The sequence below is a fragment of the Aureimonas sp. CAS genome (genome assembly GCF_059838215.1).
The window spans coordinates 3407221-3426595 of the sequence record NZ_CM187563.1; the positions used below are offsets into that span (position 1 = coordinate 3407221).

Genomic DNA, 19375 nt, shown 5'->3' on the forward strand with positions numbered 1-19375 from the left:
TCCCTGGCGGATCGAGGCCGGCGTTCGGCTCAGCCGGACGTCAGATCGGCGACGCTGGCCTGAACCGCCTCGGCCAGCATCTTCGGCCGCGTCTCGAAGACGTGGTAGGGCGAGCCCGCAGCGGCCCAGACGACCTCCTGCTCCAGAAGACCGGCGTCGATCGCGATCCGCATGGGCTTGGTGGAGCCGAGGGGCGACACGCCGCCGATCGCAAAGCCCGTCGCCGCGCGCACGAAATCCGCGTCGGGGCGCTCGATGGGCTCTCCCGCGAAGCGTGCGGCCTTTCTCTCGTCCACCCGCCGGTCGCCGCCGACGAGCAGCAGGATCGCCTCGCCGCTGTCGCGGCCCCGGAAGACGAGGCTCTTGACGATCTGCCCGACCGTCGCGCCGACGGCCTCGGCCGCCTCCTGCGCGGTTCGCGCGATCGTCTCGGTGCGCAGGATGCGCACCGGCAGGCCCTTGGTCACCGCGTCGATCTCGACGCGGCGCACGGAGTCCGGAAGCAGGGGTTCGGTCATTCAGGCGGCCTTCGCGACGGCTTGCTCGAAGCGCTTCCAGCGCCGCGAGAGATCGACGGGCTTCGTCGCTCGGACCTGGAGAGGCTTATAGACCCACGTCGGGTGGACGAGCCGGACGACGTCCGGCTCTTCGATACGCAGAATCTGGGACCCCAGCGCGAGATCGACCCCCGACGACATCGCGAAGCCCGCGCCTTTGCCGGTCTCCACTTTCGCGAAATCGAAGCCCTCCACCGCACCGTAGAACTGCTGGTCGGGGCTGTAGAGACCAACGAACCAGGGGTCGAGTTCCGGAGGCGTCTTCGACGCATGGTAGGCGTCGTACAGGGTGCGGAACATCCGACGGGTGCCGACCCGATCGACATAAGCGCTGAAGAGGGACAGTTCGAGGGAGCCGGGATCGTCCGGGCGGACCGACCACATGGCGGCGTCGGGCTCGAAGCCGAGGTCCTTCAGTGCCGTCAGATAGCGGGTGCCGGCTGTGAGCCGATCTCTCGTCACAAGCTCTTCAGCCATTCGATCACTCCGTTTGGCCCGAACACAGCCTCATACATCTCGCGGGCTTGGCGACGCGGTAGAACAGACCCACGATAGGCGCTCTCCCTCTTCCAGGAAAGCGCGGTGGATACTTCGAACTTCAAAGATCTTGGAACGTCTATCGGCCCGATCTTCGCCAGCGCCATGAGCCTTCGGAGGTCATGCGTATAGAGGTCCGGTCTGTCGGCCTTGTCCGGCCAGCGGTTCCAGCGCTCGCGCTTGAGGATGACGGCCTTCAGCGCGAACTCGACGGACGTCCCGCAGGCATCCCAGGCCTCGACCGCGTTGCGGCGGTCTTCCTTCATATGGAGAGCGACGAGGCGCTTGCCCTCGATCCGCCGCCACCATTCCTCCGGCGTATCCAAGCGACCCCCATCAGACCGATGGCGGGCCGAGCGGGCGCCGCCGGAGAGACACGGTAGGCGCGTATCCCTCCGGCATCAATACAGGCGATGCGTGTCAGGTGTTCATGGAATCGAAGAAGTCCGAATTGGTCTTCGTCTGCTTGAGCTTGTCGATGAGGAACTCGATCGCGTCCGTCGTGCCCATGGGCGAGAGGATGCGGCGCAGGACGAAGATCTTCTGCAGGTCCGCGCGCGGGACGAGCAGGTCCTCCTTGCGCGTGCCGGACTTGAGGATGTCCATCGAGGGGTAGGTGCGCTTGTCGGCCACCTTGCGGTCGAGCACGATCTCGGAATTGCCCGTGCCCTTGAACTCCTCGAAGATGACCTCGTCCATGCGGCTGCCCGTGTCGATCAGCGCCGTCGCGATGATGGTCAGCGAGCCGCCTTCCTCGATGTTGCGCGCCGCGCCGAAGAAGCGCTTGGGCCGCTGCAGGGCGTTGGCGTCCACGCCGCCCGTCAGCACCTTGCCGGAGGAGGGGACGGTCGTGTTGTAGGCGCGGCCGAGGCGGGTGATCGAGTCGAGCAGGATGACGACGTCGCGGCCGTGCTCCACGAGGCGCTTGGCCTTCTCGATCACCATCTCGGCCACCTGGACGTGGCGCGTCGCGGGCTCGTCGAAGGTGGAGGAGACGACCTCGCCCTTCACCGACCGCTGCATGTCGGTCACCTCCTCCGGGCGCTCGTCGATGAGCAGCACGATGAGGTAGCACTCGGGGTGGTTGGAGGTGATCGACTGCGCGATGTTCTGCAGGAGCACCGTCTTGCCGGTGCGCGGCGGCGCGACGATCAGCGCGCGCTGGCCCTTGCCGATCGGGGCGACCAGATCGATGACGCGGGCCGACATGTCCTTCTTCGTCGGGTCCGGGTTCTCCATCTTGAACCGCTCGTTCGGGTAGAGCGGCGTCAGATTGTCGAAATGGCTCTTGTGGCGGATCTTCTCCGGGTCGTCGAAATTGATCGTGTTGACCTTGAGGAGCGCGAAGTAGCGCTCGCCGTCCTTGGGGGAGCGGATCTGGCCCTCGACCGTGTCGCCGGTCTTCAGCTGGAAGCGGCGCAGCTGCGAGGGCGAGATGTAGATGTCGTCCGGGCCCGGCAGATAGTTGGCCTCGGGCGAGCGCAGGAAGCCGAAGCCGTCCTGCAGGATCTCGACCACGCCCTCGCCGATGATGTCGACGTCCTGCGCGGCGAGGCGCTTCAGGATGGCGAAGAGGAGCTCCTGCTTGCGCAGGACGGAGGCGTTCTCGACCTCGTTCTCCTCGGCGAAGGCGACGAGCTCGGCCGCGGTCTTGTTCTTGAGGTCCTGAAGCTTGATCTCGGGCATCTTTTCACGAAGGGCTGGCGTCCGCGCGAGCCGTCATGGAGCCCGGGGGACACGGAAGAATGGGGGAGGGACTGCAGGCCTGAAGTTCTGGAAGGACGTTCGGCGATGCGGGGGGAACACCTGCCGGATGGCGCGAGAAGCGGTCCGGGACGCATTCGAAAGGCGGGAATGGCTCACGATATACCGCCGCCCCGCGCAAGGCGCAAGGCGGCGGCGTCGTGCCCGGTCTTCGGAGCGCGCGGCTCAGAACAGCAAGAACAGGAGGCCCGAGAAGGCGAAGCCGCACAGACCCACCAGCGTCTGCATCACGGTCCAGGTCTTGAAGGTCGTCTTCACGTCCATCTCGAAGAAGCGGCCGACCAGCCAGAAGCCGGAATCGTTGACGTGGCTGAGCATGACCGAGCCGGCTGCGAGCGAGATCACGGTCGCGGCGAGATCGACGCTGCCGTAGCCCGCCCCGGCGATCGCCGGCTGGACGAGCCCGGCGGCGGTGATGAGGGCGACCGTCGCGGACCCTTGCGCGATGCGCAGCGCGGTCGCGATCAGGAAGCCGGCGACGAAGATCGGGACGCCGATCCCGTCGAGCGCACCCGCCAGCGCGTCGCCGATGCCCGAGGCGCGCAGGACGCCGCCGAACATGCCGCCCGCGCCCGTGATGAGGATGATCGCGCAGACCGGACCGAGCGCGGAATCGACGATGGATTCGATGCGCTTGGGGTCCTGGCCGCGCCGCGTGCCCAGCACCACCATCGCGACGAGAACGGCGATCAGGAGCGCGACGGGCGTTGCGCCGAGCGTGCGCCCGGCCGCGTAGAGGACGGCGTCCTCCGCGATCCAGCCCTGAGCCCGCGCGAAGTTCATGCCCGTGTTCAGGAAGATCAGGACGAGCGGGATCAGGAGCAGCCCCAGCACCGTCGCGGGGCGCGGCGGGTCGGCCCGGTCGGCCACCTGCGGTCCGCCGGACAGGATGTCGGGAACGGGAAGGACGATGCGCCGGCCGATCCAGGTGCCGAAGAGCTGGCCCGCCACGAACCAGGTCGGCACCGCGACGAGGATGCCGAGGAGGACGAGAAGCCCCGCGTCGGCGCCCAGAAGCTCGGCGGCGGCCACCGGGCCCGGATGGGGCGGCACGAAGACGTGCATGACCGAGAAGGCGGTCGCCACCGGAATGCCGTAGCGCAGGAGACCGCCGCCGAGACGCCGCGCGACGGTGAAGACCACCGGCAGCATGACGACGAGGCCCGCGTCGAAGAAGATCGGGAAGGCGAAGATCAGCGAGGCGACGCCGAGCGCCAGAGGCGCGTTGCGCTCGCCGAAGCGGCGCACGAGATCGTCGGCGAGCGCCTGCGCCCCGCCGGAGGTCTCGACCAGCCGGCCGAGCATCGCCCCGAGGCCGACCAGAAGCGCCACGCCCCCCAGCGTCGATCCGAAGGCCTCTGTCAGCACCGGCACGATGGAGGCGATCGGGATGCCCGCCGCAAGCGCCGTCATCAGGCTGACGAGGATCAGCGCCAGGAAGGCGTGAAGCCGGAACGGGATGATGAGCACGAGGAGCGCGACGATCGCCAGCCCCGCGATGGAGAGGAGCGCGCCCGCGCTGAGCGTCTGTTCGAAGCCGTCCATGGTTCAGGCGCCTTTCAGGCTGAGGGCGAGGAGGGACTGGTCGCGCACCGTCTGCGGCGGCGGACCGACGTCGATCTTCACGCCGTCCTCGTCGTCGTGGAGCTCCTCGAGGTCGGCGAACTGGGAGTCCAGGAGCGAGGTCGGCATGTAGTGGCCGGTGCGCTGGGCCATGCGCTCGGCGACGAGCGCCTTGGAGGCCACCAGCTCCAGGAAGCGCACGCGGGCGCGGGCGCCGCGCAGCGTGTCGCGGTAGCGGCGCTTGAGCGCCGAACAGGTGAGGACGACGCTGCGCCCTTCGGCCGCCTGCCCCGAGATCCAGTCGCGGATCGTCTCCAGCCAGGGCTGGCGGTCGGCGTCGTTCAGCGGAATGCCGGCCGACATCTTCTCGATGTTCTGCGGCGGGTGGAACTCGTCGGCCTCCGCGAAGGGCCAGCCGAGCTCGGCCGCGATCATCTGCGCGGTCGTCGTCTTGCCGACGGAGGACGGTCCCATCACGATGATCGCGACGGGGGCGGGAGATGAAGGTTCGGCCATGGGCGACTCCGAGGCGGCGCGTGTTCCGCGCGGGGGCGGCGGCCGGCGATCAAGGGTTTGATTCCCCGGCCCTATCCGCCCATCGGTGCCCGTGGCAAGCGCTCTCTCAGAGCGGCCCCCGGAAGATGAAGACGGCGCCCGCGAAGATGAGCGTGAAGCCGACCAGATGGTTGATCGTCAGCTTCTCCCCGAGGAACCAGACCGAGAAGCCGGCGAAGACGATCAGGGTGATGACCTCCTGCATCGTCTTCAGCTCGGCCGCCGAATAGACCTGATGGCCGATGCGGTTGGCCGGCACGGCGAGGCAGTATTCGAAGAGCGCGATGCCCCAGGAGGCGAGAACGACCGTCGTCAGCGGCGCGTTCGGGAATTTCAGGTGCCCGTACCAGGCGAAGGTCATGAAGACGTTCGAGGCGAGAAGCAGGAGGATCGGCGCCAGATAGGGCCAGGACAGCGCGGGCATGGGCACACGTGAGAAGGGGGCGTGAAGCTCCTCGCTTACGCCCCCTTCGCGACCGCGCCAAGATGGCGCGCGATCCGTGCGAAGATCAGAACGGCTTCACGATCACCAGGATGACGATGAGGACGAGAAGCACGGTCGGGATCTCGTTGACGATCCGCCAGTGCCGGGCCGACTTGGTGTTGGCGTCGCCCGCGAAGCGCCGCGTCGAGGCCGAGAGATAGCCGTGGAGGCCGGACAGGAGCACCACGAGCGCGATCTTGGCGTGCAGCCAGCCGCCCTGGAAGGCGAAGACGTTCCAGGCGAGCCAGAGGCCGGAGACCCAGACGACGATCATCGCCGGGTTGACGATCGCCTTCAGGAGCCGGCGCTCCATCACCTTGAAGGTCTCCGACTGCGGCGTGCCGGGCCCGACTTCGGCATGGTAGACGAAGAGGCGCGGCAGATAGAGCATGCCGGCCATCCAGGCGACGACCGCCACGACGTGCAGCGCCGTCACCCAGAGCGACAGGGACAGCGGCGTGAAGCCGAAGAGGACGATCGCGAGGACGAGACCGGTCCCGAGCGCGATCATCGAGGAGCGGTCCTTGGCGGTGGCGGGCGTCATGGGCGGCGATCTCGCTTCGTTGGCGTTTCACCGGACGCTTATTGGAAAGGCTCCAGCCTGGGAAGCGGACAAAGGGTCCGCGGCCCGGGCGGCTCGGTCTTCCCGACGAGTTCCAAGGAGCTTCGTTTGAGGCCATGAGGTGATCATGGGCTCTTCAACTTCGTCATCCTCGGGCTTGACCCGAGGATCGCTCCACGGTCGCGCGACCTGTCAGAACCCTGAAGACCCCGTCACCCGATCCTCGGGTCAAGCCCGAGGATGACGAGTGTGGGTCAAGGCCGAGCTCAGGACGTGCGGACCCTCACCGCCAGCCGAGAGCCGGCGCGACGTGCTTCAGGACACTCTCGATCACATGCGCGTTGTAATCGACGCCGAGCTGGTTCGGCACGGTGAGGAGCAGCGTGTCCGCCTCGGCCACGGCCTCGTCGGCGCGCAGCTCCTCGATCAGCCTGTCCGGCTCGGCGGCGTAGCCCCGCCCGAAGACGGCGCGCATGTTGTCGATGATGCCGACCTGATCTCTCTCCTTGCCGCGCCCGAAATACATCCGGTCGGTGTCGTTCATCAGCGGGAAGATCGAGCGCGACACCGAGACGCGGGGCGTGCGGGCGTGGCCCGCCTCGGCCCACGCGTCGCGATAGGCCCGGATCTGGCGCGCCTGCTGCACGTGGAACGGCTCGCCCGTCTCGTCCGCCTTCAGGGTGGAGGACTGGAGGTTCATGCCCTTCCGCGCGGCCCAGACCGCCGTCGCGTTCGAGGCCGAGCCCCACCAGATGCGCTCGCGCAGGCCCTCCGAATGCGGCTCCAGGCGCAGGAGCCCCGGCGGGTTCGGGAACATCGGCTGCGGGTGGGGCTCGGCGAAGCCCCGCCCCTCGATCACCTGCAGGAAGACCTCGGCATGGCGGCGGCCCATGTCGGCGTCGCTCTCGCCCTCCGCCGGCGCGTAGCCGAAATGCCGCCAGCCCTCGATGACCTGCTCGGGCGAGCCGCGCGAGATGCCGAGCTGCAGACGCCCGCCGGAGATGAGGTCGGCCGCGCCCGCATCCTCGGCCATGTAGAGCGGATTCTCGTAGCGCATGTCGATGACGCCGGTGCCGATCTCGATCCGGCTCGTCTTCGCGCCGACGGCCGCCAGCAGCGGAAAGGGAGAGGCGAGCTGGCGGGCGAAATGATGGACGCGGAAATAGGCGCCGTCAGCGCCCAGCTCCTCGGCGGCGACGGCGAGATCGATCGACTGGAGGAGCACGTCGCGCGCCGAGCGCGTGGCCGAGCCGGGCGCGGGCGACCAATGGCCGAAGGAGAGAAAGCCGATCGATTTCATGAGGATGCGTCCTTGACTCACAGGCCGGGCGCGAGAAGCCCGAACCCTTCGCCTCAAGGATTAGGGATGAGGCGCGGCATCCCACAAGACGTCATACGGGCGTGACCACCCCTCGCGCACCGGACGGACCGTCAACCGGCGGGCGAAGTGTTCGACAGGCCGCCGGTGCCGCCTTCATCCTTGTCGTCTCCGCTCGGGCATGGATGGGCGACCGCCTGCCGACGACCGCGGAAAAGCTAGAGCTTCGCGTCTTTCAGGACGTCGTTGATGCGCGACTGCCACCCCTTGCCGGTCGCCTTGAACTTCTCGATCACGTCGGGATCGAGCCGGAGGGAAATCTGCTGACGCGGCTTCTCGATCCGGGGCCGGCCGCGGCTTCGTCGCATGCTCTCGGCGATGTCCGGAAAGACCTCGGTGAATGGCCGCGCCTCTTCGAAATCCGCCTCCGTCCATTCGGGATTGTCGGAAACGTCGTCCCAGTCCGCCTCGGTGTATCCGTTCGCGGCGGCGTGCACGGGATCGAACGGCTTATCGCTCCTGGTCACGAAGCCACCTCTCTCTTGCGGACGCCGGGCGCATGCTGACGACGGAGATCGCCTCCGTCCCCAAGGGCCGGAAGACGACGGCCGCGACGAGCGTTCCGTCGACCCGTCCAAAGGCGATCATCCTGTGGTCCCGAGCAGGACGAACGATCGCGCCCTCGAAGAACTCGAACGTCAGGGACGAGAAATCGAGACCGTGCTTGCGCAGGTTGCTCTGCCGCTTCCGATCGTCCCAGACGATCCTCATCCAATTTTTCGTATCACGAATATACGAGAGACCGGGCCGGCTTCAAGCGCCCCGCACCCGCCTCAACAATTGCTCGACATGCTCGATCGGCGCGTCGGGCGTGATGCCGTGCCCGAGATTGAAGATCAGCGGGCCGGCGCCGAGCTTTTCGAGGATCGCGTCGACGCCCTCATCCAGCGCGCGGCCGCCCGCGATCAGCCGCAGCGGGTCGAGATTGCCCTGGACCGGACCGCCGCGCTGCAGCTCCGCCCCCTGGCTGAACGGCACCGACCAGTCGAGGCCGACGGCGTCGACGCCGGTGCCCTCGCGGTAGCGGGAGAGAAGCGCGCCCGCCCCCTTGGCGAAGCCGATGATCCTTGCGCCCGGCACCGCGGCGCGCACCCGGTCCACGATCAGCTTCGTCGGCGCGACCGAGAAGCGCTCGAAGGAGATCTCGTCGAGGACGCCCGCCCAGGAATCGAAGATCTGGACGCAGTCCGCCCCCGCCTGGAGCTGGCGGATCAGATAGTCCGCGCTCATCTCGGCCAGAAGGAAGATCAGCTGCTCGAACGCCTCCGGCTCCCGGTAGGCGAAGAGGCGCGCGGGCGCCTGGTCCGGCGTGCCGCGCCCCGCGATCATGTAGGTCGCGACCGTCCAGGGCGCGCCGCAGAAGCCGATCAGCGCGGTCTCTTCGGGAAGCTCGGCGCGCAGGCGGCCGACCGTCGCGATGACGGGCGCCAGATGTGTCTCGGCGAGCGAGGGGTCGAGCGCCTCGATCTCGCGGACGGAGATCGGGTCCATGCGCGGGCCCTCGCCGGCGACGAAACGAACGTTCCGCTGCAGCGCGTCCGGGATGACGAGGATGTCGGAGAACAGAATGGCCGCGTCGAAGCCGAAGCGGCGGATGGGCTGGAGCGTCACCTCGGTGGCGAAGTCGGGATTGTAGCAGAGGTCGAGGAAGCCGCCCGCCTTCTCGCGGGTCGCCCGGTATTCGGGAAGGTAGCGGCCCGCCTGCCGCATCAGCCAGACCGGAGGGGGAAAGACCGTCTCGCCCGCCAGGACCTTGAGGAGCTTTCGATCGGTCATTCGTCGTCCGTTGCCTGTCGTCGCCGCTTCTCGTCCCCCCGATGAAGGGCACGGGCGCTTCTCGCACAGGCTCCCTCAGAAAAGAAATTCTCTCAGAAAGGAATTGATGATTCTTAGACTCGGTGGATCGCGGGAATTCACACCGCCCTTGCCGCCGCCAAGGAAATCGCCGCCGAAACGAAGCCGGTGCAGCCACGGAAGGCTCCCCGCCTGGGGACAAGCCGAAAAGGACCAGTTCCCCGAAGGGTTTGGACCGCTCGAAGGCTGGGAGGAACGGAGGTCGAGCGCGTGGACGAGGGCGACGGTCGCGGGCCGACGATCCCCGTTGTCGACAGGGCTGTAGACGTTTCGCCGGGCGGTCTGCGATTGTGGAGAACCGGGCGGTTTTGCCCACGGGCCCGGATCGTCCGCAAAGCTTGCCCGCGCCGCGCACTGATTCCCACAGGAGCGCGAGAATGGCGGGGGCGATGGCGATCTCCGCTTGCCTCGAAGGGCTCAATCGAGTCCGAACGAATTGGTTCCGATTCTCGAAGCTTCTACGGTGAACCCCGGATCGGGATGATTCGTTGAGCCCGAGCGCCCGAGGGGCGCTCTCGGCTGAAGGGAGAAGCGCATCGTGACACGGCTTGTTCTCGCCTCGGGGAGCCCGCATCGGCTCTCCCTCCTGCGGAATGCCGGGGTCGATCCGGAGGCGGTGCCCTCCACCATCGACGAACGGTCGGTCGAGGCGCCGCTCCTCTCGTCGGGCGCCGGTCCCGAGGATGTCGCCGAGGTCCTGGCCGAGGCCAAGGCGAGCGAGGTGTCCGAGCGCCATCCGCAGGCGCTCGTGATCGGCGCGGACCAGACGCTCGGGCTCGGCGGCGAACTCCTTCACAAGCCGGAGGACATGGAGGCCGCGCGCCGGCAGCTCCTCGCGCTCTCCGGCCGAACGCATCGCCTGACCAGTGCGGTGGTGCTGGCGCAGGGCGGGCAGGCGCTGTGGCGTCACGCGGCGAGCGCCGACATCACCTTTCGCGAACTGACCCCGCCGGAGATCGGCCGCTATCTCGCCAAGGCCGGACCGGCGGCGCTCGGCAGCGTCGGCTGCTATCAGATCGAAGGGCTCGGAATTCGTCTGATCGAGCGCGTCGAGGGCGACTTCTTCACGGTCGTCGGCCTGCCGCTCCTGCCGCTTCTCGCCGAGCTTCGCGCGCGCGGTGCGCTGGATGACTGAGCCGGTTCAGCCCCGCGCCTTCGTCACCGGCTGGCCGGTCGCCCATTCCCGCTCGCCGATGATCCACGGCACGTGGCTCGCCGAACTCGGCCTTCCCGGGTCCTACGAGGCGGTGGCGGTCGAGCCGCAGGATTTCGCCGCCTTCCTTGGCGGTCTGCGGGCGAAAGGCTTCGTCGGCGGCAACGTCACCATTCCACACAAGGAAGCCGCCTTCGCTCTGGTGGATCGCAGGGACGCGGCGGCCGAAGCGATAGGAGCGGTGAACACGCTCTGGTTCGAAGGCGGGACGCTGGTCGGCGGCAACACCGACGCCTACGGCTTCTCCACCAATCTCGACGAGCGGCTGGACGGCTGGCGGAGCGCCGGGCGCGCCCTCGTCCTCGGCGCGGGCGGCGCGGCGCGGGCCGTCGTTCACGCGCTCCTGTCCGCGGGCATTCCCGACATCCGGGTCGTGAACCGCACGCGCGAACGCGCCGAGGCGCTGGCCGCCGATTTCGGCCCGAAGGTGCAAGGGTTCGGGTTGCAGGCCGAAGCGGGCGAGCTGCGCCTTGCCGACCTCGTCGTGAACACGCGTCCGGGCGGCAAGGCCGGCGGGCGGGATCGGGACGCCCTTCCCGACCTGTCTCACGTGAAACAGGACGCGCTGGCGACCGACATCGTCTACGTGCCGCTGGAGACGCCCTTCCTGCAGGCGGCGAAGGCGCGGGGGCTGCGCAGCGCCGACGGCCTCGGCATGCTGCTCCATCAGGCGGTTCCGGGCTTCGAACGCTGGTTCGGGGTGAAGCCGACGGTCGGCTCGTCCTTGCGGTCGGCGATCGAGCGCGACATCCTCGGACCCTCTGGCAGCGGAGACACGCCATGATCCTCGTGGGGCTCACCGGTTCGATCGGCATGGGCAAATCGACGGCCGCGCAGATGTTCGCCAGTCTGGAGCTGCCGGTCCATTCGGCCGACGACACGGTGCACCGTCTCTATTCGGGCCGCGCCGCGCCGATGGTGGAGGCGCTGTTTCCTGGAACGGTGGAGAACGGGACGGTGGACCGCGCCCGGCTCTCGGCGCGCGTCCTGAACGACGACGCTTCCATCAAGGCGCTGGAGGCGCTGATCCACCCGCTGGTGCGCGAGGAGGAAGAGGCCTTTCTGGACAGCGCGCGGGCGAGCGGCGCGCTGGCCGCGATCCTCGACATTCCGCTCCTGTTCGAGACCGGCCGCGACGCGGAGATGGACGAGATCGTCGTCGTCTCCGCGCCCTTCGACATCCAGAAGGCGCGTGTCCTCGCACGCCCGAACATGACGGAGGAGAAGTTCGAGGCGATCCTCGCCCGGCAGGTCCCGGATGCCGAGAAGCGGGCACGCGCCACCCATGTCGTGGAGACGGACGGACCGATCGAGGCGACGCGCGAGCAGCTGCGTGAGATCGCCTCGACCTGGGTCTCCGCCTAAAACAAAACGAGAACAAAGACTTGCGTCTGGGGAGAAGCGCAGGCGCCCTCCCCTTCCGTTCTTGATCGCGGGAGTCCGCGCAGCCTATCCAGAGCCCTGGCGGAATTCCCCCGTCTTGCGGAAAGGGCCGTTTCGATGCGCGAGATCGTCTTCGACACCGAGACCACCGGGCTCGACTTCGACGCCGACCGGGTGATCGAGATCGGCGGCATCGAGCTCTGGAACCACATTCCGACCGGCCGCGAATACCATGCCTTCGTGCGCCCGGCGGGCCGCAAGGTCGATCCGGCCGCCTTCGACGTCCACGGCATCTCCGACGACTTCCTGCGCGACAAGCCGCTCTTCGAGGAGGTCGTCGACGGCTTTGCCGAGTTCTTCGACGGCGCGGTCCTGATCGCCCACAACGCCACCTTCGACGTGCGCTTCCTGAACGCGGAGCTGGCGCGCCTCGGCCGCGCGCCGATCGAGATGCACCGCGTCATCGACACGCTGGCGATGGCCCGCCGCAAGTTCCCGATGGCGCCGGCGACGCTCGACGCCCTCTGCTCGCGCTTCTCGATCGACACCTCGCGCCGCGACAAGCACGGCGCGCTCGTCGACTCCCACCTTCTGGCCGAGGTCTATGTCGAGCTGATCGGCGGCAAGCAGGCCGCCCTCTTCTCGCTCCAGGGTGAGACGACGCGCCGCGGCGGCGAGGCGGCGGGCGCGGTGCGCCGCCACGGCCCCCGCCCCGCCCCGCTGCCGGCGCGCCTGTCGGCCGAGGAGGCCGAGCGCCACCGCGCCTTCGTCGAGACGCTGGGGCCGGAGGCCGTGTGGTCGCTCTACGGGATCGGCGCGCAGCCGCAGGACGCCGCGCAAGGGAGCGTCTGACGCGGCGAACGGGGTAAAGAATGCGCTAAGGACGATTCGGCCCGGCGATTCATTCGTCTTTTCTTATTCAGTTGAAGGCTATCTAACGGTCTTCGGTGGAGCGGAAGGCGGCCCTCGTGAATTCGTCGATGCTGATGATCCCGACGCGGTCCTTTGCGGTCGCGGGCTTCCAGGCCCCGGCGATCCCCGCCCGTTCGGGCCCGGCGCGCCGATGAAGCGGCGCGACCCATCCGCCGAGCCGAGCGAGCTCTCCGTGCGCCACACCGAGCTCCTCCTGGAACTGGAGCGCCGGCTCATCGCCGAGACCGCGGCCCGCTCGGAGGCCGAGGCGCTGGTCGCCCACGGTCTTCGCGCCCTCCACGAGCAGCAGCGGCGCTCCGCGCTTCTGGAGCGCATCGCCATCAAGGCGAACGAATCCGGCTCGGTCGACGAGGTCCTGGAGTTCGCGGTCTCCGAAATCTGCGAACACACCGGCTACGGCGTCGGCCACGCCTTTCTGGTCGAGGGACGCGAGATCCGGCCGACGCGGATCTGGCATCTGGAACCCGCCCTCCCCCCGCGCATCTCCGCCTTCGTCGAGCGCTCGCAGACGATCTTCTCGGCCGAGGATTCCGGGCTCGTCGCCCAGGTCTGCGACAGCGCGCGACCGGTCGTCCTGTCGCGGATCGAGGACGCGCGCAGCCTGGCGCGCCGGGATCTGGCCCTGGAATGCGGCCTTCGCAGCGCCTTCGCCTTCCCCGTCCTGATCCGCAGCGAAGTGGTCTGCGCGCTGGAGTTCTTCTCCATCGGCGATCTGGAGCCGGACGAGGGGCTGCTCCAGTGCCTCGCCCAGATCGGCACCGCTCTCGGCCGGGTGGTCGAACGCCAGCGGACCGCCGAGCGGCTCCAGCGCGAGGCGACGCACGACGCTCTCACGGGCCTGCCGAACCGCAAGCTCTTCACCCGCAGCCTCGACCGCGCCGTGTCGCGCCAGCTTCAGGACGCGTCCACCGCCTATGCGGTGATGTTCCTCGATCTCGACCGGTTCAAGATCGTCAACGACAGCCTCGGCCACGCGGCGGGCGACCTTCTGCTCGTGTCCGTCGCCGAACGGTTCTCCCGCGCCCTCGACGAGGTGGGGAGCGGCGCGGCGCTGCTGGCCCGGCTCGGGGGCGACGAGTTCACGATCCTGATCGAGCACCCGGCCGCGCCCGAACTCGCCTCGAAGGCGGCGGCGGCCCTTCAGGATGCCCTGGTCGAGCCCTTCGAGATCGGGGGACGCACGGTCTACACCTCGGCCAGCATCGGGATCGTCGCGCAGACCGGGATCTACGACAGCGCGGCGGAGATCCTCCGGGCGGCCGACATCGCCATGTATCACGCCAAGGCCGGCGGGCGCTCGCGCAGCGAGGTGTTCTCGACAGAGCTGCACAATGCGGCGGTCAAGCGGCTCGAGACGGAGACGGCGCTGCGCGAAGCCCTTCGCGCCAACCAGTTCGAGCTGCACTACCAGCCGATCGTGGAACTCGCCACGAAGCGCGTCGCCGGCTTCGAGGCGCTGATCCGGTGGCGCCGGGCCGACGGCCGCCTCGTCGCTCCGGCCGAGTTCCTCGACATCGCCGAGGAGACGGGACTGATCGTCCCGATCGGGCGCTGGGTCCTGCGGGAGGCCTGCGCCGCAGCCGCCCGTCTGTCCGCCACGCGGCGCGGCGACCCGCTGGCGATCAACGTCAACGTCTCGCCCCGGCAGTTCATCCAGCCCGACTTCCTGACGGACGTGCGCTCGGCCGTCGCGGCGGCCGGCATCGCGCCCTCGCTTCTGAAACTGGAGATCACCGAGGCGACGCCGATCCGCGACCGCGATCTGGCGGTGAGCGTCCTGAATGCGCTGCGCGCCTTCGGCGTCGCGGTCTCGATCGACGATTTCGGGACCGGCTATTCCTCGCTGAGCTATCTGCACCGCCTTCCGGTCGACACGCTCAAGATCGACCGGGCCTTCATCGCCCGGCTCGGTGATTCCCGGCAGGCCCAGGCCATGGTCCGCGCCATCATCGAACTGGCGCAGACGCTCGGGCTGACGGTCGTCGCCGAAGGCACCGAGCTGGAAAGCGACGTCAGCGTCGTGCGCGACATGGGCTGCGACTACGCGCAGGGCTATTTCTTCGCCAAGCCCATGCCGGAGGCGGAGGCGATCGCGAGCCTCTCCCGCTCGCACGCCGCCTGAGACGAAGATGACCTTGGACACGAAAAAGGGCCGCTCGCGCGGCCCTTCTCGTATCGGACGGGTCGCAGAACCCGGCTCAGGCGTTGGCGGTCGGCTGGACCTGCGCGCGGGCGCGCTCCTCGGCCAGACGCTGCTGGAAGAGCGCCGCGAAGTCGATCGGGTCGATCATCAGCGGCGGGAAGCCGGCGCTGCGGGTCGCGTCGGCCAGGATCTGGCGCGCGAAGGGGAAGATCAGGCGCGGGCACTCGACGAAGAGAACCGGGAGCACGTGCTCCTTGGGCAGGTTCGCCAGCCGGAAGACGCCGCCATAGACGAGCTCGGCGTGGAACAGCATGTCCTGCCCCTCGCCCGCGCGCGCGTTCAGCGTCAGGCGGACGTCGTATTCGTTCTCCGTCTCCGGGATCTGGTTCGCCCCGACATTGACGCCGATGTTGATGGCGGGCGCCTTGGTCTGCTGGCGCAGCGAGGCGGGCGCGCGGGGGCTCTCGAAGGAGAGGTCCTTGATGTACTGGGCGAGGATGTTGATCGCGGGCTTCGGCGCGCTCGCCGGAGAGCTGCCGTTCGCGCCGTTCCCGTTGGTCTGCGTCTCGGTGTCGGACATCGCGTTCGTTCTCTCTTGCCGCTGTGGGGGATCGGGCGCGAGCTAACATGGGCTCGCCCGTCAGACAAGTTTGGCGCCTGGCCGGCCCGGTCGCGCCTCGGGCGGTCAGTCGCGGCGCGGCCCCTCGCCCGGAGCCTCGGTGCGGCCGTCGATCGTGCGCGCCTCGATCTCGCGCCACGGGCTGCTCGGATCGCCGCCGGGGCCGCGCGCCTCGTCGCGGCGCTCGAATTCCTCTTCCGAAAGGTCCACGACGTCGGGCCGCGCCGGTCGCGCGCCGTAGCCGGCGCCGTAGCTCGTATGGGTGCGCACCACGACGCGGCTCTTCAGCCAGTGCCAGACGGCGTCGCGCAGCGGCGGGACGAGGAGGAGCAGGCCGAACGTGTCGGTGATGAAGCCGGGCAAAATGAGAAGCAGGCCGGCGAAGGCGATCAGCGCGCCGTGGACCATCTCGCGGCCCGGCATGGCGCCGTTCCTCGCCTGCGCCTGCGCCGAGCGCAGATTGGCCAGGCTCTGCCGGCGCACGGTGGCCACGCCCAGGATCGTCGTCGCCAGGATCAGGAGCAGCGTCCAGCCGACGCCGATCCGCGACCCGACCGCGATGAAGACCGCGATCTCGGCGAGCGGCATCCCGAGGAAGACGAGCGCCAGGACGATCCGCATGCGGCAAACTCCCTTCGCGGCCCGCAGGGGCGGCCGCACGCCGGATTTCGTGAACGGGCGGGTCGCTTTTCGACGCCGACGGCCCGTCGCGGCCTTGTCCCGGCCGCGCTTGTCCGAAATAGGATAGTCCCGGCCGAATTTGAATGCGTGCGCGGCCTTATCTATATGCCGCGCACGACCGGATGATGGCGCTCTGAACTTCGAAAGACGACGCGGATGGGTTTCGGCACGATACTGTTCATAGTGGTCACGGTGATCGTGCTCTACCAGCTGCGCAGCGTGCTCGGTCGGCGGACCGGGAACGAGCGCCCGCCCTTCGATCCCTATTCCCGGCCCGAGAGCACCGGCAACGCGCAGCAGGGCGGCAATGTCGTGACGCTGCCGAACCGCCGCGCGCAGCGTCCCGACGAGGGCCCGCGCGACGCCTATGCGGCGATCGACAAGCTCGCCGAGCCCGGCACGCCGACCAACGCCGAGCTGCGCCGCATCCGCGACGCCGACCCCAATTTCGACGCCGCCGAGTTCGTCGAGGGCGCCAAGGTCGCCTACGAGATGATCGTGACCGCCTATGCGGACGGCGACCGTCAGGTTCTGCGCAACCTCCTCTCCACCGACGTCTATCAGGGCTTCGAGGCGGCCATCGCGGGCCGCGAGGAGCGCGGCGAGCGCATGCAGTCCTCCTTCGTCGGCATCGACGACGCCAAGATCGTGTCGGCCGAGCTGAAGGACCGCGAGGCCTATGTCACCGTGCGGATCGTCTCGCAGCTGATCTCGGCCGTGGTGAAGCCCTCCGGCGAGGTGGTCGAGGGCGACCCGGAGACGGTGGTCGAGGTGCGCGACGTCTGGACCTTCGCGCGCGACACCCGCTCGCGCGACCCGAACTGGAAGCTGGTCGGGACCGAATCCGAGGACGAGTAGGAAGCGGCCTCCTCCGTCCCGCCGCGCTGGCGCGGCCGGGAAGCGGACAGGACTTCCCCGGCAGGCGCTGCGGTTCGATGCAAGTGACGCCGTTTCAAGACATCGGGTTCGACCGACTGCCGGGCTGGGCCGAGGCCGATTGCGGCCCGGCGCTGGAGGCCTTCCGCCGCTCCGCCCCGCGCCTCCTGTCGGGGGACGTGCGCTGCGGGTCGCTCGGCATCCGGCCGCAGGATTTCGGGCCCGCCGCCCGCGCCGCGATGGCGTTCGAAGGCGACGCCGAGGACGCGCGGACCTTCTTCCGGCGCCATTTCCGTCCGGCCCTGCTGTGGCCCGGCCCGGACCGTCCGAAGGGCTTCGTGACCGGCTATTACGAGCCTGTCCTGCCCGTGTCGCGCCGGCGCAGCGATCGCTTTGCCGCACCCCTCCACGCCCGTCCGGCCGATCTCGTCGCGCTCGGCGAGACCGTTCGTCCCGAGGGCCTGCCGGAGGGTATGGCCTTCGCCCGCCGGCTGGCCGACGGGCGCCTCGTGGAGCATTTCGACCGGGCCGCGATCGCGCGCGGCGCGCTGGACGGGCAGGGCCTCGAGCTCGTCTGGCTGGAGAACGAGATCGAGGCCTTCTTCGTCCACATCCAGGGCTCGGCGCGGCTCGCGCTGGAGGACGGCGGCGCGATGCGCGTCGGCTACTCGGCCAAGAGCGGCCACGCCTATGCCTCGATCGGGCGCGTTCTGGTCGAGGCCGGGGAACTGACGCTGGAGGAGGCCGACATGGCGGGCCTTCGCCGCTGGCTCGCCTCGAACCCCGGCCGAATCCGCGAGATCCTCGACCGCAACCGCTCCTATATTTTCTTCGCCGCCAGCGAGATCGTGGACGAGACGGCCGGGCCGGTCGGGGCGGCGCAGGTGCCGCTCACTCCGCTCGGCTCCATCGCGCTCGACCATCACTTCCACACCTTCGGACTGCCGGTTCTGGTGGACGCGCCGGGCCTGGGCGACACGGGTCTTCCGGGGGCGCGCCTGCTTCTGGTCGCGCAGGACACCGGTTCGGCCATCGTCGGTCCGGCGCGCGGCGACGTCTTCGTCGGCTCGGGCGATGCGGCGGGGCGGATCGCGGGTCGTATCCGCCACGAGGCCGATCTCTACGCGCTCCTGCCGAGGGCGGAGCGATGAGGCGCCGCCGGGTCCTGTCGGCGGAGGAGGCGCGCCTGTGGGGAGAGGTCGCCGCAACCGCCCGTCCGCTCGCGGGAAAGGCGCCCGTGCCGGCACCCGCGCCGCCCGCCGCCGAACCGAAGGCCGAAGCGCCCGCGCCCTCCCCCGTGTCGGGCACCCCGGCTCCGGCGCCCGGCAAGGCGGATGCCGCCTCCCGCTCCTCCGCTCCCCGCCCGCCGGCCTTCCATCCGATCGAGCGCCCCGTGCGCCGGCGGATCGGGCGCGGCCGCATTCCGCTCGACGCGCGCATCGACCTGCACGGTCTGACGGAAGCCACCGCCCATGCCGCGCTTCTGGGCTTCCTGCGCCGGGCACGGGGCGAGGGCGCGCGCCATGTCCTCGTCATCACCGGTCGCGGCGCCTCCTTCGGCTCGCAGGGCGTGCTGCGCCGCGCGCTGCCGCACTGGCTGGCGACGCCGGACTTTCGCGGCCTCGTCGCCGGCTTCGAGCCGGCCGAGCGCGCCCATGGCGGCGACGGCGCCTTCTACATGCGGCTGCGGCGATGACCCCGTTCGGCACGCGGGTGCGCGAGCTGCGCCGCCAGCGCGGCGTGACGCAGGGCGAGATGGCCAAGGCGCTCGGCGTCTCGGGCGCCTATCTCTCCGCGCTGGAGCACGGGCGGCGCGGACGCCCGACCTGGCCGATGCTGCAGCGGATGATCCATTTCCTGAACGTGATCTGGGACGACGCCGAGGAGCTGGAGCGCCTCGCCGAGCTCTCCCATCCCCGCGTGGTGGTGGACACGAGCGGCCTGGACGCGCAGGCGACGGCGCTCGCCAACCGTCTGGCGGAATCGATCGCGATCCTTTCGCCCGCCGACGTGAAGGCCCTGATGGAGAAGCTGGAGGAGGCGGCGCAGCGCGCCGAGGAGGCCGAGCGCGCCAAACGCCGCCGGCCGCGCTGAGGGCGGCTCGGACGCCTCCGGATCGTCTCCGAGGCCGTTTCTCATCACGATAATGAAAAGGCCGCTCGCGTCCTTCGACGCGGCGGCCCGTCCATGCCCGGCTCTCCTGATCCGCCGGCGTGCCGCTTGAGGGCGCCCTGCGGATCGTCAGCCGGAGTAAAGGCCTTCGCCGCTCGCAT

23 protein-coding genes are annotated in these 19375 nt (G+C 69.3%); 9 read left to right on the plus strand and 14 right to left on the minus strand.

What is annotated here, in order from left to right:
* Positions 1 to 29 precede the first annotated feature (29 nt).
* From AC6R2M_RS16435 to hemE, 12 genes are all read right to left on the minus strand, one after another.
* Positions 30 to 518 (minus strand): YbaK/EbsC family protein, encoded by a 489-nt coding sequence (locus tag AC6R2M_RS16435; protein WP_500483990.1) that lies wholly within the window; start codon positions 516 to 518, stop codon positions 30 to 32.
* Positions 519 to 1034: a hypothetical protein gene (locus AC6R2M_RS16440; protein WP_500483992.1), complete on the minus strand. Its 516-nt coding sequence runs from the start codon at positions 1032 to 1034 to the stop codon at positions 519 to 521. It abuts the gene before it with no gap.
* Positions 1016 to 1420, minus strand: coding sequence for a hypothetical protein (locus tag AC6R2M_RS16445; RefSeq protein ID WP_500483994.1), 405 nt, complete (start codon positions 1418 to 1420; stop codon positions 1016 to 1018). The genes AC6R2M_RS16440 and AC6R2M_RS16445 overlap by 19 nt, the downstream gene beginning before the upstream one ends.
* 94 nt (positions 1421 to 1514) lie before the next feature.
* Positions 1515 to 2780 carry a transcription termination factor Rho gene (rho, locus tag AC6R2M_RS16450; protein ID WP_500483996.1) on the minus strand — a complete coding sequence of 422 codons (1266 nt, stop codon included), beginning with the start codon at positions 2778 to 2780 and terminating at the stop codon, positions 1515 to 1517.
* Between the two features lie 243 nt (positions 2781 to 3023).
* Entirely contained in the window at positions 3024 to 4403 is a 1380-nt protein-coding gene (locus AC6R2M_RS16455; protein ID WP_500483998.1) for a GntP family permease, read from the minus strand.
* Between the two features lie 3 nt (positions 4404 to 4406).
* A complete protein-coding gene (locus AC6R2M_RS16460) occupies positions 4407 to 4937 on the minus strand; it encodes a gluconokinase (RefSeq protein WP_500484000.1) in 531 nt (176 codons plus the stop codon).
* A 106-nt stretch (positions 4938 to 5043) separates the two neighbouring features.
* Positions 5044 to 5400: a DMT family protein gene (locus tag AC6R2M_RS16465; protein ID WP_500484002.1), complete on the minus strand. Its 357-nt coding sequence runs from the start codon at positions 5398 to 5400 to the stop codon at positions 5044 to 5046.
* Positions 5401 to 5485: 85 nt separating this feature from the next.
* Positions 5486 to 6004: a protoporphyrinogen oxidase HemJ gene (gene hemJ, locus AC6R2M_RS16470; protein WP_500484004.1), complete on the minus strand. Its 519-nt coding sequence runs from the start codon at positions 6002 to 6004 to the stop codon at positions 5486 to 5488.
* A gap of 301 nt (positions 6005 to 6305) precedes the next feature.
* Positions 6306 to 7322, minus strand: a complete 1017-nt coding sequence (locus AC6R2M_RS16475; protein WP_500484006.1) for an LLM class flavin-dependent oxidoreductase — start codon at positions 7320 to 7322, stop codon at positions 6306 to 6308.
* A 236-nt stretch (positions 7323 to 7558) separates the two neighbouring features.
* Positions 7559 to 7837 (minus strand): BrnA antitoxin family protein, encoded by a 279-nt coding sequence (locus AC6R2M_RS16480; protein ID WP_500487632.1) that lies wholly within the window; start codon positions 7835 to 7837, stop codon positions 7559 to 7561.
* 13 nt (positions 7838 to 7850) lie between these two features.
* Positions 7851 to 8111, minus strand: coding sequence for a BrnT family toxin (locus AC6R2M_RS16485; protein ID WP_500484008.1), 261 nt, complete (start codon positions 8109 to 8111; stop codon positions 7851 to 7853).
* A gap of 42 nt (positions 8112 to 8153) precedes the next feature.
* Complete coding sequence (gene hemE, locus AC6R2M_RS16490; RefSeq protein WP_500484010.1) at positions 8154 to 9176, minus strand: uroporphyrinogen decarboxylase; 1023 nt, start codon at positions 9174 to 9176, stop codon at positions 8154 to 8156.
* 613 nt (positions 9177 to 9789) lie between these two features.
* Here hemE and AC6R2M_RS16495 point away from each other — a divergent pair.
* From AC6R2M_RS16495 to AC6R2M_RS16515, 5 genes are all read left to right on the plus strand, one after another.
* Complete coding sequence (locus AC6R2M_RS16495) at positions 9790 to 10389, plus strand: Maf-like protein (protein WP_500487633.1); 600 nt, start codon at positions 9790 to 9792, stop codon at positions 10387 to 10389.
* The gene (locus AC6R2M_RS16500) at positions 10382 to 11251 is read left to right on the plus strand and encodes a shikimate dehydrogenase (protein ID WP_500484012.1); all 870 of its coding nucleotides are present in this window, start codon (positions 10382 to 10384) and stop codon (positions 11249 to 11251) included. Before AC6R2M_RS16495 ends, AC6R2M_RS16500 begins: the two co-directional genes overlap by 8 nt.
* Positions 11248 to 11832, plus strand: a complete 585-nt coding sequence (gene coaE, locus AC6R2M_RS16505) for a dephospho-CoA kinase (protein WP_500484014.1) — start codon at positions 11248 to 11250, stop codon at positions 11830 to 11832. The genes AC6R2M_RS16500 and coaE overlap by 4 nt, the downstream gene beginning before the upstream one ends.
* A gap of 135 nt (positions 11833 to 11967) precedes the next feature.
* Positions 11968 to 12702: a DNA polymerase III subunit epsilon gene (dnaQ, locus tag AC6R2M_RS16510; RefSeq protein ID WP_500484016.1), complete on the plus strand. Its 735-nt coding sequence runs from the start codon at positions 11968 to 11970 to the stop codon at positions 12700 to 12702.
* Positions 12703 to 12913: 211 nt separating this feature from the next.
* Positions 12914 to 14905: a putative bifunctional diguanylate cyclase/phosphodiesterase gene (locus AC6R2M_RS16515; RefSeq protein WP_500484018.1), complete on the plus strand. Its 1992-nt coding sequence runs from the start codon at positions 12914 to 12916 to the stop codon at positions 14903 to 14905.
* 76 nt (positions 14906 to 14981) lie between these two features.
* On the opposite strand, the gene secB is transcribed toward AC6R2M_RS16515, so the two are convergent.
* Positions 14982 to 15506, minus strand: a complete 525-nt coding sequence (secB, locus tag AC6R2M_RS16520; RefSeq protein ID WP_500484020.1) for a protein-export chaperone SecB — start codon at positions 15504 to 15506, stop codon at positions 14982 to 14984.
* A gap of 105 nt (positions 15507 to 15611) precedes the next feature.
* On the minus strand, positions 15612 to 16166 hold the full coding sequence (locus AC6R2M_RS16525) for an FxsA family protein (RefSeq protein ID WP_500484022.1): 555 nt from the start codon (positions 16164 to 16166) through the stop codon (positions 15612 to 15614).
* Between the two features lie 216 nt (positions 16167 to 16382).
* On the opposite strand from AC6R2M_RS16525, the gene AC6R2M_RS16530 reads away from it, so the two are divergent.
* From AC6R2M_RS16530 to AC6R2M_RS16545, 4 genes are all read left to right on the plus strand, one after another.
* A complete protein-coding gene (locus AC6R2M_RS16530) occupies positions 16383 to 17084 on the plus strand; it encodes a Tim44/TimA family putative adaptor protein (protein WP_500484024.1) in 702 nt (233 codons plus the stop codon).
* Between the two features lie 77 nt (positions 17085 to 17161).
* A complete protein-coding gene (gene mltA / locus AC6R2M_RS16535) occupies positions 17162 to 18253 on the plus strand; it encodes a murein transglycosylase A (protein ID WP_500484026.1) in 1092 nt (363 codons plus the stop codon).
* Positions 18250 to 18798: a Smr/MutS family protein gene (locus tag AC6R2M_RS16540; RefSeq protein WP_500484028.1), complete on the plus strand. Its 549-nt coding sequence runs from the start codon at positions 18250 to 18252 to the stop codon at positions 18796 to 18798. Before mltA ends, AC6R2M_RS16540 begins: the two co-directional genes overlap by 4 nt.
* On the plus strand, positions 18795 to 19196 hold the full coding sequence (locus tag AC6R2M_RS16545) for a helix-turn-helix domain-containing protein (RefSeq protein ID WP_500484030.1): 402 nt from the start codon (positions 18795 to 18797) through the stop codon (positions 19194 to 19196). Before AC6R2M_RS16540 ends, AC6R2M_RS16545 begins: the two co-directional genes overlap by 4 nt.
* The last annotated feature ends 179 nt before the right edge of the window (positions 19197 to 19375 follow it).